The organism is Stenotrophomonas sp. (genome assembly GCF_031995405.1).
In the GTDB taxonomy this organism is placed as follows: domain Bacteria; phylum Pseudomonadota; class Gammaproteobacteria; order Xanthomonadales; family Xanthomonadaceae; genus Stenotrophomonas.
This window is the reverse complement of sequence record NZ_DAMAGC010000042.1, coordinates 1-16093: the sequence shown is the minus strand read 5'-3', so window position 1 is coordinate 16093 and position 16093 is coordinate 1. Positions and strand designations below refer to the sequence as shown.

Here is a 16093-nt window from a genome sequence, read left to right as displayed (position 1 = left end):
GGTAGAGCCACCCCACGGGTGGCTGCACCGCAACGCGGGATCGAAAAGCAGCCACGCATGGCGTGGCTCTACCGCCTTCACCAAGCGCACCGACCCTCTGTCGGGGGTCGGCGTGGGTGGGTTGGCGGGACCGTTGGGCCGCATGGATGCGGCCCACGAGCCCCCATGGATGGGTTCACGGCGTGTCCCGCCAACCCACCCGCACCGACCCAACCCGCAGCACCGCAGCGCCGCTGTGGCCGTGGCTGTGGCCGTGGCCGTGCCTGTAGCTGTCGCCCTTGCCGCAAAAAAAAGCCAGCGCGCCAGCGCCCACCCCACCCCGATCCCTCAAGCCTTGGCCCTTAGCCCTTAGCCCTTGGCCTGGAACGTAACCTCCTCATACGGCTGCACAACCACCCAGCCCTCACCCGCAAAACGCATCTGCAGCGTCTCGCCCGAACCACGCCCCACCAGCGTCCCCAGCGAAATATCCGCCACGATCTCCGGCACCAGCGACCCCGACCAGGCCACCGTCGCGTTCGGATCGGTGAACACCGGACCGCCCTGCGCGGTCACCGGCAACGTCATCGGCTCGTAGTGCGACGTCATCGCCACGATCCCGTGACCGCTCAACTTGATGTTGAACAGCCCACCGGACAGCATCCCTGCCACCTTCTTCATCATCGTGATCTTCGACTCGATCCCGGTCTCGAAGGCCAGCACATCGTTGCCGTTGACGAAAATCGACTCCCCCGCCAGCCGCACCAGCGTCACCTGCTTGCCCGCATCGGCCAGGTACACACGGCCCTGCCCCTCCACCTTCATCAACTGCAGGCCCTCGCCCGTCACCATCTTCTTCAGCAGCGTCCCCAGACCCTGCTCCAGCAGCCCCTGACGGGTGAACTTCACCCCGCCCTTGCGGGCCACCATCGAACCGGCCTTCGCCCACACCATCCCATCGACGCGCACCTCCAGCATGTGCGGGCTTTCCAGCTCGAACGCATCGGCACTGACATCCTTTTCCCGGGTGGTGGACAGAAACTCATGCAGCGACTTGACGGCCATCTGTTGCGTCATCCTTGTGTTTGAGAGCGCGAATGGTAACGGACCTCCCCCTCCGCCGGTGAATGTGTTACCAAGGGCGCGACGAACACGCCCGCCGCGATCTGCCCATTGGTTTTGCAGCGCATGGCGCATCCGCCACGATGCCGCCCACGCCAATTGAAAAACCAACGCAAGATTCAACGCTCAAATCTGTGACGGACTCCATGTATTCTTGCCACAACACACCAATAGCCCCGCCATGCCTCCCGAGCTGACAGCCGCCCTGGCGCTCTGCCGCAACCTGCCCTCGCCGCCCGGTATTGCCCTGCGCATCATCGAGCTGGCCCAGGACCCGGAAGCGGACATCACCACCGCCGCCGACATCATCGCCATCGACATGGCGCTGAGCGCGCGCATGCTGCGCATCGCCAATTCCCCGCTGTATGCCAGCCGCCGACGCATCGAAAACCTCGGCCAGGCGCTGACCATGCTGGGCCTGAATGCCACCGTCAGCCTCGCCCTGGGCTTCACCGTCACCCAGGGCCTGACCAGCCCCGGGCAAGGCCAGGACCTGCGCGAGCGCGCGTGGCGGCGCAGCATCCTCAGTGCACTGGCGGCCAGCCTGCTCGGCCAGGCCCGCGGCCTGCGCAAGGCCGAAGAGCTGATGCTGGCCGGGCTGCTGCAGGACCTAGGCATCCTCGTGCTGGCCCAGTCGCAGCCGGACACCTACCTGCCGCTGCTGCGCCAGGCCAGGGACAATGACGCCCTGGTCGCGCTGGAGCGCGAGCACCTGCAGTCCAGCCACGCCGAGGTCGGCGCCTGGATGGCCGACCAGTGGCAGCTGCCCCGCTACCTGGTGGACAGCATCGCCCGCAGCGAATCGCCGGCCGACGCCGAGGACAACTTCCAGACCTGCGTTGCCTTGTCCGGCGCCGTGGCCGACATCTGGCTCAGCAGCGATGCCGATGCCGCCCGCGAACACGCCCTGCAGCTGGTCAACGAGCGGCTGCAGCTGGACAGCGCCCAGTTCGACCAGGTCCTGGCCCGCATCGGCGAAGCCCTGCCCGATATCAGCGCCCTGTTTGAAACCACCCTGTTTTCACCCTCGCGCGTGCAGCAGCTGATCGACCACGCCCAGGAACTGGCCACCCTGCGCAACCTGCGCGAGATGCAGGACGCGGCCATGGCCCGGCAGCGTGCCGATGAGTTCGAGGCGCGGGCCAACCGGCTGGCCGAACAGGCCCACCGCGATGCGCTCACCGGCGTGCTCAACCGCCGCCAGCTGGAGGCCGTGCTGGAACAGGAATTCCTGCGCGCCACCCGCCACGGCTGGCCGCTGTCGGTGGCCTTCATCGACCTGGACGATTTCAAGAAGATCAACGACGCCCACGGCCACCTGATGGGCGACCAGGTCCTGCGTGCCTTCGCCGGCAAGCTGCAGGAACAGCTGCGCAACAGTGACACCGTGGCCCGCTTCGGCGGCGAGGAATTCATCGCCCTGCTGCCCAACACCACCGAACCGGTCGCCCTGGAAGTGGTGCGCCGGGTACTGGCCAACATCGTCAACACCCCGATGGCCGAGGTGGCCGAAGGGCCGTTGTTTGTGACCTTCTCCGCCGGCGTGGCCACCCAGGGCGGCTACGAGCGTTTTGCCGATGTTCAGGACCTGCTCAAGGCCGCCGACGACGTGCTCTACCGCTCCAAGAACCTCGGCCGCAACCGCGTCATCGCTCGCTCTCCGGGAACCGCCCCGGCCTGAGCCGGGCGGGCCACGGGGCATCGCAGGCCGGATACGACCCGCGCCGCAGTGCAGCAAGATTTCTCCACGGACGGGCCCCGCATCCAGTAGAATTTGCGCGTTTTCCACGCACCCAGAGGCCACCATGTCCAATCTTTCCTATCGTCGCATCCTGCTGAAAGTTTCCGGGGAGGCACTGATGGGGGATGAGGACTATGGCATCGACCCGAAGGTCATCAATCGCCTCGCCCGCGAAGTGATCGAAGCCCAGCAGGCTGGCGCCGAAGTGGCCCTGGTGATCGGCGGCGGCAACATCTTCCGCGGCGCGGGCCTGGCCGCCGGCGGCATGGACCGGGTGACCGGCGACCAGATGGGCATGCTCGCCACCGTGATCAACGCGCTGGCCATGCAGGACGCGCTGGAGAAGCTCGGCGCCAAGGCGCGGGTGATGAGCGCCATCAAGATCAACGATGTGTGCGAGGACTACATCCGCCGCCGCGCCATCCGCCACCTGGAAAAGGGCCGCCTGGTGATCTTCGCCGCCGGCGTCGGCAGCCCGTTCTTCACCACCGACTCGGGCGCGGCCCTGCGCGCGATCGAAATCGGCGCGGACCTGCTGCTCAAGGCGACCAAGGTCGACGGCGTCTACGACAAGGACCCCAACAAGTACAGCGATGCGGTCCGCTTCGACAGCCTGACCTACGACGAAGTGATCCGTCGCGGCCTGGAGGTGATGGACACCGCCGCCTTCGCCCTGGCACGCGACAGCGACCTGCCGCTGCGCGTGTTCGACATGGGCCAGCCGGGCGAACTGCTGAAGATCCTGCACGGCGAAAACATCGGTACGCTGGTCAAGGGCCGCGACCAGGCTGCCTGAACGAGGCACGCGCCGCTCCCCCGTGGAGCGGCCGCTGGCGGCGTGGATAAGGCGGCCAGACCCCTTATTCGCCTATAATCGCCCGATTACCGGTTAGATCCAGGATTCGGGCGATGCTCAACGAAATCAAGCAGGACGCGCAGACGCGCATGGCAAAGAGCATCGACGCTCTGAAGCACACCCTCACCTCCATCCGCACTGGCCGTGCTTCCCCGGCCCTGCTGGACCGCATCACCGTCAAGGCCTACGGCACCGACACCCCCCTCAACCAGGTGGCCTCGATCAGCGTCTCCGAAGGCCACTCGCTGGTCATCACCCTGTTCGACAAGGGCATGATCAAGGACGTCGAGAAGGCGATCTACGCCTCCGACCTCGGCCTGACCCCGAACGTGGCCGGCACCGTCATCCGCCTGAACCTGCCGCCGCCGACCGAAGAGCGCCGCAAGGAGCTGGGCAAGCAGGTGCAGAAGGAAGGCGAAGGCGCCAAGATCGCCATCCGCAACATCCGCCAGGACGCCAACAAGGCGATCGCCACGCTGCTCAAGGACAAGTCGATCAGCGAGGACGACAAGAAGCGCGGCGAAGACGACATCCAGAAGCTCACCGACAAGTCCATCAAGGACGTCGAGAGTGTCGTGGCAGAGAAAGAAAAGGAACTGATGGCGGTCTGAGCCCCCATGTCCCAGGCCCCGACCACCAGCACCGCTGCGCCGATCCCGCGCCACGTTGCCATCATCATGGATGGCAACGGGCGCTGGGCGCAGAAGCGCCGCCGTCCGCGCGTGATCGGCCATCGCGCCGGCGCGCGTGCGGTCAACCGCACCATCGATTTCTGCCTGGAGCGTGGCGTCGCCGCGCTGACCCTGTTCGCCTTCTCCAGTGAAAACTGGGGCCGGCCGCAGGAGGAAGTCGATGCGCTGATGAAACTGTTCCTCAATGCACTCGACCGCGAAGTGGACGAGCTGCATCGGCGTGGCGTGCGCGTGCGCTTCATCGGCGAGCGCGAGCGTTTCGGCGCCGGGCTGGTGAGCCGCATGCAGCTGGCCGAACAACGCACCGCCGACAACCGCGCGATGACCCTGAGCATCGCCGCCAGCTACGGCGGCCGCCAGGACATCGCCCGTGCCGCGCGCGAGCTGGCCGCCGAAGTGGCGGCCGGTCGCCTGCTGCCCGAACAGATCGACGAAACGATGCTGTCCAGCCGCGTCGCCCTGGCCGACCTGCCGCCGCCGGACCTGTTCATCCGCACCGGCGGCGACACCCGTATCAGCAATTTCCTGCTGTGGCAGCTGGCCTACACCGAACTGTGGTTCACCGACGTGCTGTGGCCCGAGTTCGACGCCGCCGTCCTGCAGCAGGCGCTCGACGCCTACGCCGCACGTGAGCGCCGCTTCGGCCTGACCAGCGCCCAGATCGCCGCCCTGGCCACCGAGACGTCCACCCCATGACCAAAACCCGAGTCATCGCCGCGCTGATCATGGCGCCGGTCGCCATCCTCGCCATCCTCATGCTGCCCACCCAGTGGCTGGCCGCCGCCGCCGCCGCCGTGTTCCTGATCGGACTGTGGGAATGGCTGAAGCTGGCCGACGTGGACGACACCCTCGCCCGCACCGTGCTGCTGGTCCTGAACCTGCTGCTGATGGTGCTGATGGTGTGGGCTGGCGACGGCTCGCTGGTGCTGTACCAGATCGCCGCGCTGGTCGGCATCGGCTGGTGGCTGATGGCGCTGCTGTGGCTGCGCTTCTTCACCTTCGGGGCCAGCCCGAGCAGCCCGGCGCGTGCGCTCAAGCTGCTGGCCGGCACCCTGGCCATCGTCCCGGCGTGGGCATCGCTGGTGCTCATCCACGCCACCGGCGAGAACGGCCACCTGTGGCTGCTCACCGCGCTGGCGGTGGTGTGGGCGGCCGATTCGGGCGCCTACTTCGCCGGCCGCACCTTCGGCCGTACCAAGCTGGCCCCGCGGATCAGCCCGAACAAGACCTGGGAAGGCCTGGGCGGCGGCATGGTCGCCGGCCTGATCGTGGCACTGGGCTTCGGCTGGCTCGCCGGCATCGACAGCAGCCACGTGGTGGGCCTGATCGTCACTGCCGTGGTCACCGTGTTCGCCTCGGTGCTGGGCGATCTGTACGAAAGCCTGATCAAGCGCCATGCCGGCGCCAAGGACTCCGGCCACATCATTCCCGGCCACGGCGGCGTGCTCGACCGCATCGACGGCGTGCTGGCCGCGCTGCCGGTGTTCGCGCTGGGCAAGGAAATCTTCGGATTCTGATGATGGATGCTGTCAACCGCCCTCGCCGGGTCGCCGTATTCGGCGCCACCGGCTCGATCGGCGCATCCGCGCTGGACGTGATCGCGCGCCATCCCGACCGCTACCAGGTCACCGTGCTGGCCGCCGGCCGCCAGGTGCAGGCGCTGGTCGCGCTATGCGCCGCGCATCGGCCCGCGCATGCCGTGATCGCCGATGAGGCGCTGTTCACGGCGCTGCGCGATGGCCTGCGCGACGCCGGCCTGGCCACCCAGGCCCACGCCGGTGCGGCCGCGCTGGATACTCTGGCCGCGAGCGACCTGTGCGACACCCTGGTGGCGGCAATCGTCGGCGCGGCCGGGCTGTCCTCAACCCTGGCCGCCGCCGCGGCGGGCAAGCGCATCCTGCTGGCCAACAAGGAGTCGCTGGTGCTGGCCGGCGAGCTGCTGATGCGCCAGGCCGCCGCGGGCGGCGCCGAAATCATTCCCATCGACAGCGAACACAGCGCGATCTTCCAGTGCCTGCGCTCGCGCGATGCCAGCCTGGACGGGGCCGGCGTGCGCCGGATCCTGCTGACCGCCTCGGGCGGCCCGTTCCGTGGCCGCAGCCGCGCGCAGCTGGCCGAGGTCACCCCGGCACAGGCCGTGGCCCACCCGAAGTGGTCGATGGGCCCGAAGATCTCGGTCGACTCGGCGACGTTGATGAACAAGGGCCTGGAAGTCATCGAGGCCCACCATCTGTTCAACGTGCCCGGCGCGCGCATCGAGGTGCTGGTGCATCCGCAGAGCCTGGTGCACTCGCTGGTCGAGTTCATCGACGGTTCCACCCTGGCCCAGCTGGGCCTGCCGGACATGCGCACCACCCTGGCCGTGGGCCTGGGCTGGCCGCAGCGCATCGACTCCGGGGTCGGCGGGCTGGATCTGCTGACCCAGGGCCGGCTCGATTTCGAGGCGCCCGACAACGACGCCTTCCCCTGTCTGGGCCTGGCCTGGCAGGCGATGGCCGCCGGCGGCACCGCCCCGGCCATCCTCAATGCCGCCAACGAAGTGGCGGTTTCAGCGTTTCTTCAGGGACAGGTCGCTTTCCTTGCCATTCCGGCGCTGGTGGCTAACGCTCTTTCAACACTGTCGGTCGAGTCCGCCGATACACTTGAGGTCCTGCTGGCCGCCGACCAGCGTGCCCGCCTGATCACCCAGACCGCCATCGACCACGCCTGAATGCCCTTCCCGCCTTCCTCCAGCACTGTTCACCATGGGTGAGTTCATCGGATCTGTCTGGTGGATGATCGTCAGCCTTGGCGTGCTGGTGACGTTTCATGAGTTCGGCCATTACTGGGTGGCCCGCCGCTGCGGGGTGAAGGTGCTGCGCTTCTCGGTAGGCTTCGGCCGACCGCTGTGGATGCGCCGCAACCGCGACGGCACCGAGTTCGCGATCGCCGCGATTCCGCTCGGCGGCTACGTGAAGATGCTCGACGAGCGCGAGGTCGAGGTACACCCGCACGAGCGCGGGCAGGCCTTCAACCACAAGACCGTCTGGCAGCGCATCGCCATCGTCGCCGCCGGCCCGATCGCCAACCTGCTGCTGTGCATCGCCCTGCTCTGGGCGATGTTCGTGCTCGGGCGCCAGGACTATTCGGCCACCATCGGCCGCACCACCGGCATGGCCCAGGCCGCCGGGCTGCAGGCAGGCGACCGCGTGCTGAGCGTGGACGGCCGCGCCGTGGCCACCGCCGGTGAAGCCAGCATGGCACTGACCACCGCGGCCATGGACCGCCACGACGCCCGCGTCGAGGTGCTCGACAGCCTGGACCAGACCCGTACCCGCAACCTGCCGCTGTCGCAGCTGCCGGCCGGCTTCAACGAGCGCCAGGTCCTGTCGCTGGCCGGCGTGGGCTGGCTGTCGGCGCTGCAGCCGGCGCAGGTGGACAAGGTCCTGCCCGATTCGGCCGCACAGGGCGTGGTGATGCCCGGCGACCTGATCGTGGCCATCGACGGCCAGCGCATCGACGGGGCCGACCAGGTAGCGGCGCAGATCCGCGCGCTGGGCCAGCGCGGCGGCCCCGGCATGATCGAAGTCCAGCGGGCCGGCGAGCGCCTGGCCCTGGAGCTGACCCCGCGCCAGGGCAAGGATGCACAGGGCGCGCCGGTCTGGCAGATCGGGATCGGCTTTGCCCAGCCCAGTGCCCCGGTCTATGACGCCAAGCTGCAGTACGGGCCGCTGGCCGCGCTGCCGGTGGCGTTGCGTGAAACCGCGCGGATGGCCGGCGACTCGCTGGGCATGATGCGCCGCATCGTGACCGGCAACGCCTCGCTGCAGAACATTTCCGGCCCGGTCACCATTGCCCGGGTGGCCAATGTCTCGGCCCAGCGCGGGGCCGACTGGTTCCTGTATTTCCTGGCCCTGCTGTCCTTGAGCCTGTGCATCATCAACCTGCTGCCCATCCCCATCTTGGACGGCGGGCACCTGCTGTATTACCTTATTGAGTTGGTCAAGGGCAGCCCGCTTAGCGAGCGTGCCATGGCCGCCGGGCAGTACGTGGGCCTGGCGCTGCTGGCCGGGCTGATGGGATTGGCGTTCTACAACGACATCCTCAGCCTGCCGCTGCGATGAACTTTTTCCCTTTTGTCGTCGTCTTATGCGCCGGCATCCCGCAACATTGCATTCGACTCCAACCGGACGTGACATGACGCGACTCCCCAATCGCCGCCTGCTTGCCCTCGCACTCGCCGCCGGTTTCGGCGCGCCCGCCCTGGCCCAGGCAGCCGAGCCCTTCACCGTCAGCGACATCCGTGTCGATGGTCTGCAGCGCATCACCTCCGGTACCGTGTTCACCTACCTGCCGGTGGAACGTGGCGAGACGCTGACCGACAGCAAGGTCGGCGAGAGCATCCGTGCCCTGTACAAGACCGGCTTCTTCGAAGACGTCCAGATCGACCGCCAGGGCAACATCCTGGTCGTCACGGTCAAGGAACGCCCGGCGATCAACAAGTTGACCGTCACCGGCAACAAGGACATCAAGAGCGACCAGCTGCTCAAGGGCCTGAGCGACATCGGCCTGACCGAGGGCGGCACCTTCGACCGCCTGAGCCTGGACCGGGTCACCCAGGAACTTCGCCGCCAGTACAACGACCGTGGCAAATACAACGTCGACATCACCCCGACGGTGAGCCCGCTGGACCGCAATCGCGTGGACATCACCATCGCGATCAAGGAAGGCAAGGCCGCCAAGATCCAGCACGTCAACCTGGTGGGCACCGAGAAGTTCGCCGCCAAGGACATCCTGGAAACCTGGGAATCCAAGGAGCACAACTGGGCCTCGTGGTACCGCCGCGATGACCAGTACTCCAAGGAAAAGCTGTCCGGCGACCTGGAAAAGCTCAACGGCTGGTACCTGGACCGCGGCTACGTGGACTTCAGCATCGACTCCACCCAGGTCTCGATCAGTCCCGACAAGCGCGACATGTTCATTACCGCCGGCGTGACCGAGGGTGAGCAGTACAAGATTTCCGACATCAAGGTCACCGGCGACACCATCCTGCCGCAGGCCGATGTCGAGCGCATGGTGATCCAGAAGTCCGGCGATACGTTCTCGCGCGCGCTGCTGGAATTCAGCTCCGATGCGATCACCAATTCGCTGTCCAACATCGGCTACGCCTTCGCCAAGGTCAACCCGATCCCGACCAGCAACCGTGCCGAGCAGACCGTTGCGATCAACATGCAGGTCGTCCCCGGCCCGCGCGTGTCGGTGCGTCGCATCATCTTCAAGGGCAACACCCGCACCTCCGATGAAGTGCTGCGTCGTGAAATGCGCCAGTTCGAGAACAGCTGGTACTCGCAGGCCGCCATCGATCGTTCCAAGATCCGTCTGCAGCGCCTGGGCTACTTCGAGTCGGTCGACGTGGAAACGCCGCCGGTCACCGGCAGCAACGACCAGGTCGACGTGGTCTACAACGTCAAGGAAACGACCTCGGGCAGCTTCGTGTTCGGCCTGGGCTATTCGCAGTCCTACGGCATGACCACCTCGGTGCAGCTGTCGCAGAACAACTTCCTCGGCGGCGGCAACCGCGTGTCGGTCGAGGCCTCGCGCAGCAGCTACCTGCAGCGCTATGGCTTCAGCTACACCAACCCGTACTTCACCGACGACGGCGTCTCGCTGGGCTACAACCTGTCCTGGCGCGAACTGGACTACTCCGACTTCAACACCGCGCAGTACAACAGCACCAACGGTGCGGCGCAGGTGGTGTTCGGCGTGCCGATCACCGAGAACGACACCGTCTCGTTGATGTTCGGTATCGACAGCAACCAGATCACGACCTACCAGGGTTCGACCCCGCAGTCGATCATCGACTACATCGACGCCATCGGCCACAAGACGTTCCACTCCTGGCGCAGTGAACTGGGCTGGGCCCGGGATACCCGCAACGACTACTTCATGCCTACGCGTGGTACCTACCAGCGTGTCGGCCTGGAAACCACCCTGCCCGGCTCGACGGTCGAGTATTACAAGCTGAACTACCAGTTCTCCAAGTACTGGCCGATCATCCCGTCCCTGGTCATCAACACCCGCGCCGAGATCGGCTACGGCGACAGCTATGGCAAGGACATCAGCCGCGACATCTGCTACACCGCGCCCACCACGGCCAATCCGAACCCGACCCAGACGGTGAACTGCAACAGCGCCTCGAGCGATTACGTGAAAACCGTGACCGCCACCGGCCTGCCGTTCTTCGAGAACTTCTATGCCGGCGGTACCAACTCGGTGCGCGGCTTCGAAGACAACACCCTGGGACCGCGTTCGGAACCGACCGCCAGCTACAACCGCGGCCAGCCGCTGGGTGGCTCGCTGAAGACGGTCGGCTCGGTGGAAGCGTATTTCCCGCGTCTGTTCGACAGCCCGTCGGCGCGCATCTCGGCCTTCGTCGACTTCGGCAACGTCTACAACGGCGTGGACAACTTCAAGGCCAACGAGCTGCGCGTGTCCACCGGTGTGGCCCTGCTGTGGCGCGCCCCGGTCGGTCCGATTTCGATCAGCTACGCCTTCCCGCTGAAGAAGGAAGACGGCGACGAGATCGAGCGCCTGCAATTTACGTTTGGCGGCCAATTCTAAGAATTGACCACCAAACGTACCCAAGGTTTGCGTTGCAAACCTTGGGGCCTGTCCTGCCTCCTTGACCCCGCGCCTGTCGGCGCGCCCCCTTCAACAAGAAGGGGGCTCTGCACCAGATGCGCTACGAGACGCCGGGCTTTGCCCGGCGTTTTCGTTTTTGGGTGGGAAATGATCGGCGCCGAGTCGGTCTGGGCGTGATCGTTACTCGGTACCGCGTGAGGTGCATATCGACCCTTTCTCGGTGCGGATGTCCGGGATCAACGGGAGCCGGCCAGCGGCCGGCACTACCTGTCCGCGCTGGCATTGAACCGTCAGGGTCGTCGTGGGTGGGCCTGGCCAGGACCGTTGGGCTGCAGGGATGCAGCCCACGAGCCCCCAGGGATGGGTTTACGGCGCGTCCTGCACAGGGCTACCCGACACGCACCCGCGCGACAGCAACCCAGGCGCCACGCCGCAGCAAACCGACCAGGCCCCAAACCCCACCCCGCATGACCGAACCGGCGCCACACGGTAAACTTCCGCCGTGAATACTCCTACCTACACCGCCCAGCAACTCGCCGAGCAGTTTGGCCTGCAGGTCCATGGCGATGGCAGCACTGCCATCCATGGCGTGGCCACCCTTGCCCATGCCGGCCCCGGCCAGCTGACTTTCCTCGCCAACCCGCGCTACCGCGTCCAGCTGGCCGACAGCCAGGCCGGGATCGTCGTGCTGCGCGCCGAGGATGCCGATGCCGCCCCCGGCACCGCGCTGATTGCCAAGGACCCGTACACCACCTTCGCCAAGATCGCGGCGCTGTTCGACATCGCCCCCGCGCGACCGCCGGGCATCCACCCCAGCGCCGTCATCGACCCCAGCGCCCAGGTTGCCGCCAGCGCGCACATCGGCCCGTTCGTCAGCATCGGCGCCGGCAGCAGCGTCGGCGAGAACTGCATCATCGGCGCCGGCAGCATCATCGGCGAAGACTGTCACCTGGATACCGGCTGCGAACTGATCGCGCGCGTCACCCTGGTCACCCGTGTCAGGCTCGGCAAGCGCGTGCGCGTGCATCCTGGCGCCGTGCTCGGTGCCGACGGCTTCGGCCTGGCCATGGACGCGGGCGCCTGGATCAAGGTGCCCCAGCTCGGCGGCGTGCGCATCGGCAACGACTGCGAAATCGGGGCCAACACCTGCGTCGATCGCGGCGCGCTGGAAGATACCGTGCTCGACGACGACGTGCGCCTGGACAACCTCGTCCAGATCGCCCACAACGTCCAGATCGGCTCCCACTCGGCGATCGCCGGCTGCACCGGCATCGCCGGCAGCGCCAAGATCGGCCGTTACTGCCTGCTGGGCGGGCACGTGGGCGTCGTTGGCCACCTCGAAATCTGCGACAAGGTCGTCATCACCGGCAAGTCGGTGGTGCGCAACTCCATCCATGAGCCGGGCGAATACTCGTCCGGTACCCCGTTGACCGACAACCGCACGTGGCGCAAGAACGCCGCGCGCTTCAAGCAGCTTGATGCCCTGGCCCGTCGCATCCTGTCTGTGAGCAAGGAGAAGGAATGAGCCACGACCAGAAGCTGCCTGACATCACCCAGATCCAGGCACTGATCCCCCACCGCTACCCGTTCCTGCTGGTCGACAAGGTTGTCGCGATCGATTACGAGAAGCGCACGATCATCGCCAACAAGAACGTCAGCATCAACGAGCCGTTCTTCCAGGGTCACTTCCCCGGCCAGCCGATCATGCCCGGCGTGTTGATCATCGAAGCCATGGCCCAGGCCGGCGGCGTGCTGACCCAGTTGACCCTGGGCCGTGACGCGCAGTCCAAGCTGTTCTACATGGTCAAGGTGGACAAGGCGCGCTTCACCAAGCAGGTGGTGCCGGGCGACGTGCTGGAAATGCACGTGGAGATCAAGCGGGTGATCCGCAACATGGCGGTGTACGACTGCGTGGCCAAAGTCGACGGCGAAGTGGTCGCCTGCGCCGAAGTGCTGTGCGCCGGCACCCGCGAATGACTCAGGCAGGAGACCTGCAATGAACGACAACGCTCCCCTCATCCACCCCACCGCGGTCATCGATCCGTCGGCGAGATTGGCTGCGGATGTGCGCGTCGGTGCGTTCTGCCTGATCGGCGCCGACGTCGAGATCGGCGCCGGCACCGAAGTGGGACCGCACTGCTCGATCCACGGCCCGACCCGGATCGGTCGCGACAACCGTTTCATCGGCCACGCCGCCATCGGTGGCGAGCCGCAGGACAAGAAGTACAAGGGCGAACGCACCCGGATGGTGATCGGCGACGGCAACGTCATCCGCGAATTCGTCACCATCAACCGCGGCACCGAGGGGGGCGGCGGCATCACCACCGTCGGTGACGACAACTGGATGCTGGCCTATACGCACGTCGCCCACGACTGCCACGTCGGCAACCATTGCGTGTTCTCCAACAACACCACGCTGGCCGGCCATGTCACCGTCGGCGACTACGTGATCATCAGCGGCTTCGCCGGTGCGCACCAGTTCTGCCGGATCGGCGCGCATGCCTTCCTGGGCATGGGCGCGCTGACCAATGGCGACGTGCCGCCCTTCACCATGGTCGGCAGCGACTCGCTGGGTCGCCCGCGCGGGATCAACAGTGAAGGCCTCAAGCGTCGCGGCTTCGATGCCGAGCGCATCGCCAGCATCAAGCGCGCCTACCGTACCCTGTACGTGGCCGGTCTGCCGCTGGCCGAGGCCAAGGTGCAGCTGGCCGAACAGGCCGAGCACAGCGCCGACGTCAAGGACCTGCTGGACTTCATCGAGCACGCCGAGAGGCCGCTGCTGCGATGACGGCTCCGGGCGGGCACCTCCCAGCCGGCACGACCGCGCAGATCATCGAGCTGGCGACGGTCGTCGATGCGCTCGGGCAAGCCAACCAGGCGCACGCCTCCCCCCGGCCGGTGCGGATCGCACTGGTCGCCGGCGAGGCCTCCGGCGATCTGTTGGGTGCCGGTCTGGTGCGTGAGTTGAAGGCACGCTTCCCCAACGCCGAGTTCGCCGGGATCGGTGGCGACGCGATGCGGAATGCCGGCTGCCAGACCTGGTTCGATGCCAGCGAACTGGCGGTGATGGGCCTGACCGAAATCCTGCGCCACCTGCCGCGCCTGCTGAAGCTGCGCGGCCAGTTCCGTACGCGCGCGCTGGAATGGCAGCCGGACGTGTTCATCGGCATCGATGCGCCCGACTTCAACCTGGGCGTGGAGCGTTGGCTGAAGGAACGCGGCATCACCACGGTGCATTACGTGAGCCCCTCGGTGTGGGCGTGGCGCGAGAAGCGTGCGGAGAAGATCGGGGCCAGCGCCGACCTGGTGCTGTGCCTGTTCCCGATGGAGCCCCCGATCTACGCACGCCACGGCATCGATGCGCGCTTCGTCGGGCATCCGATGGCCGACGATATTCCGCTGCACAGTGATCGCGACGAGGCGCGCATGGCGTTGGGCCTGCCGTCCAACGCGAAGGTGCTGGCGGTGCTGCCGGGCAGCCGGCTGGGTGAAATCGGCAAACTGGGCGAGGCGTTCTTCGAGGCTGCCTGGCAGGTGTCCGAACGCATTCCCGGCCTGCATGTGGTGGTACCGGCGGCCAATCCGGCCTGCCGCCAGCTGATCAGCGAGCAGCTGTCACGCTCGGCGTTGCCGGTGGCCTATTCACACCTGCTCGATGGCGACGCGCGCAACGCGATGATCGCCGCCGACGTGGTGGTGCTGGCCTCGGGCACGGCGACGCTGGAGACGATGCTGGTGAAGCGCCCGATGGTGGTCGGCTACCGCGTGGCGGAGCTGACCTACCGGATCGTGAAGGCGCTGGGGCTGATCAAGGTGGATCGTTTCGCCCTGCCCAACATTCTGGCGGGCAAGGATCTGGCACCGGAGCTGATCCAGCACGACTGCACGCCGGACAAGCTGGCAGCGGCGATCCTGCAGTGGTTCGACCATCCGCAGCGCGCGATCGACCTGCAGGACACGTACCGGCAGCTGCACCTGCAGTTGCGCCAGGATGCCTCGGCCCGCGCAGCCGATGCTTTAGCCGATATGCTGGGCAAGCACACGGCGGGCGGGGGGGCGGCATGAGCCGACGGCACGCGGCGGCCGCGTCGCTGGCCCTGTTCGACGGGGCGGCGCTGGCGACGGTGGCCCCACGTTACATGGCCGGCGTGGACGAAGCCGGGCGCGGCCCGCTGGCCGGGCCGGTGGCCGTAGCGGCGGTGGTGTTCTGTCCGAATCGCCCGCGTCTGAACGGGCTGGACGATTCCAAGCAGTTGACTGCCGCGCGACGCGATCAGTTGTTCGACAGGATCCTGGACCGCGCGCTGGCCTTCCACGTGGTGATGGTGGAGGTGGGCGAGATCGATGCGCTGAACATCTACCAGGCGACGATGCTGGGCATGCGGCGCGCGGTGGAAGGGGTGGCGCACGTGGCGCAGTTCGCGCGCATCGACGGCAACGTGGTGCCCAAGGGCCTGCCGTGCCCGGCGCAGGCGCTGGTCGGCGGCGACGGGCTGGACCGGGCGATCATGGCCGCCTCGATCCTGGCCAAGGTGAGCCGCGATCGTTTCATGCTGTCGCTGCACGAGCAGCATCCCGAGTACGGGTTCGACCAGCACAAGGGCTACGGGACGCCGGCGCATCTGGCGGCGTTGCGTTCGCACGGTCCCTGTCCACAGCACCGCCGTAGTTTCGCCCCGGTCCGCGCGTGTTTTGACGATGCGGTGGCGGTGGTGGGGTGATTGGTTTTCTTTTAAAGCTTTAAAGCTTTGAAGCTTTGAAGCCAGAGCGGTGCGCTGGCAGCTTGCGGTGCAGGGCGGTGCGGGTGGGTTGGCGGGACACGCCGTGAACCCATCCATGGGGGCTCGGTGTTGCCATCCATGGCAACACACGGTCCCGCGACCCTGCCCCCGCCACCCCCCGATAGTTTTCCGGTGTGCATGGGATAAGCGAAGCCGGAGCCGAAGCAGGAGCCGAAGCAGGAGCAGGAGCCGGAGCCGGAGCCGGAGCAGGAGCAGAGGCTTGGGCGTTAGGTGGGTCGGATGCAGGAAGGTCAAACACGCCGCAATGGGAGAGGAGAGGGTAGTGCCGAGCCATGCTCGG

At 66.9% G+C, this 16093-nt stretch carries 14 protein-coding genes; 13 read left to right on the top strand and 1 reads right to left on the bottom strand.

Annotated features, from left to right (window positions below):
- Nucleotides 1-348: 348 nt before the first annotated feature.
- Entirely contained in the window at nucleotides 349-1044 is a 696-nt protein-coding gene (locus RTO53_RS09745; protein WP_312237616.1) for an AIM24 family protein, read from the bottom strand.
- A 238-nt stretch (nucleotides 1045-1282) separates the two neighbouring features.
- Between RTO53_RS09745 and RTO53_RS09740 the strand changes: the two genes are divergently transcribed.
- The 13 genes from RTO53_RS09740 (at nucleotide 1283) to RTO53_RS09680 (ending at nucleotide 15732) form a co-directional block, all read left to right on the top strand.
- Entirely contained in the window at nucleotides 1283-2782 is a 1500-nt protein-coding gene (locus tag RTO53_RS09740; RefSeq protein ID WP_312237602.1) for a GGDEF domain-containing protein, read from the top strand.
- 124 nt (nucleotides 2783-2906) lie between these two features.
- The gene (pyrH, locus tag RTO53_RS09735; RefSeq protein ID WP_256776803.1) at nucleotides 2907-3638 is read left to right on the top strand and encodes a UMP kinase; all 732 of its coding nucleotides are present in this window, start codon (nucleotides 2907-2909) and stop codon (nucleotides 3636-3638) included.
- 113 nt (nucleotides 3639-3751) lie between these two features.
- The gene (gene frr / locus RTO53_RS09730; RefSeq protein ID WP_312237601.1) at nucleotides 3752-4309 is read left to right on the top strand and encodes a ribosome recycling factor; all 558 of its coding nucleotides are present in this window, start codon (nucleotides 3752-3754) and stop codon (nucleotides 4307-4309) included.
- 6 nt (nucleotides 4310-4315) lie between these two features.
- Nucleotides 4316-5086, top strand: coding sequence for a polyprenyl diphosphate synthase (gene uppS / locus RTO53_RS09725; RefSeq protein ID WP_312237600.1), 771 nt, complete (start codon nucleotides 4316-4318; stop codon nucleotides 5084-5086).
- Entirely contained in the window at nucleotides 5083-5907 is an 825-nt protein-coding gene (locus tag RTO53_RS09720; protein ID WP_312237599.1) for a phosphatidate cytidylyltransferase, read from the top strand. Before uppS ends, RTO53_RS09720 begins: the two co-directional genes overlap by 4 nt.
- A 2-nt stretch (nucleotides 5908-5909) precedes the next feature.
- Nucleotides 5910-7100 (top strand): 1-deoxy-D-xylulose-5-phosphate reductoisomerase, encoded by a 1191-nt coding sequence (gene dxr, locus RTO53_RS09715; RefSeq protein WP_312237598.1) that lies wholly within the window; start codon nucleotides 5910-5912, stop codon nucleotides 7098-7100.
- Between the two features lie 34 nt (nucleotides 7101-7134).
- On the top strand, nucleotides 7135-8493 hold the full coding sequence (gene rseP / locus RTO53_RS09710) for an RIP metalloprotease RseP (protein WP_312237597.1): 1359 nt from the start codon (nucleotides 7135-7137) through the stop codon (nucleotides 8491-8493).
- A 73-nt stretch (nucleotides 8494-8566) separates the two neighbouring features.
- Complete coding sequence (bamA, locus tag RTO53_RS09705) at nucleotides 8567-10990, top strand: outer membrane protein assembly factor BamA (protein ID WP_312237596.1); 2424 nt, start codon at nucleotides 8567-8569, stop codon at nucleotides 10988-10990.
- A gap of 523 nt (nucleotides 10991-11513) precedes the next feature.
- Nucleotides 11514-12536, top strand: coding sequence for a UDP-3-O-(3-hydroxymyristoyl)glucosamine N-acyltransferase (lpxD, locus tag RTO53_RS09700; RefSeq protein WP_312237595.1), 1023 nt, complete (start codon nucleotides 11514-11516; stop codon nucleotides 12534-12536).
- Complete coding sequence (gene fabZ / locus RTO53_RS09695) at nucleotides 12533-12988, top strand: 3-hydroxyacyl-ACP dehydratase FabZ (RefSeq protein ID WP_312237594.1); 456 nt, start codon at nucleotides 12533-12535, stop codon at nucleotides 12986-12988. The genes lpxD and fabZ overlap by 4 nt, the downstream gene beginning before the upstream one ends.
- A 19-nt stretch (nucleotides 12989-13007) precedes the next feature.
- The gene (gene lpxA, locus RTO53_RS09690) at nucleotides 13008-13799 is read left to right on the top strand and encodes an acyl-ACP--UDP-N-acetylglucosamine O-acyltransferase (protein WP_312237593.1); all 792 of its coding nucleotides are present in this window, start codon (nucleotides 13008-13010) and stop codon (nucleotides 13797-13799) included.
- Nucleotides 13796-15076 (top strand): lipid-A-disaccharide synthase, encoded by a 1281-nt coding sequence (gene lpxB, locus RTO53_RS09685; RefSeq protein ID WP_312237592.1) that lies wholly within the window; start codon nucleotides 13796-13798, stop codon nucleotides 15074-15076. The genes lpxA and lpxB overlap by 4 nt, the downstream gene beginning before the upstream one ends.
- Nucleotides 15073-15732, top strand: a complete 660-nt coding sequence (locus RTO53_RS09680; RefSeq protein WP_312237591.1) for a ribonuclease HII — start codon at nucleotides 15073-15075, stop codon at nucleotides 15730-15732. The genes lpxB and RTO53_RS09680 overlap by 4 nt, the downstream gene beginning before the upstream one ends.
- The last annotated feature ends 361 nt before the right edge of the window (nucleotides 15733-16093 follow it).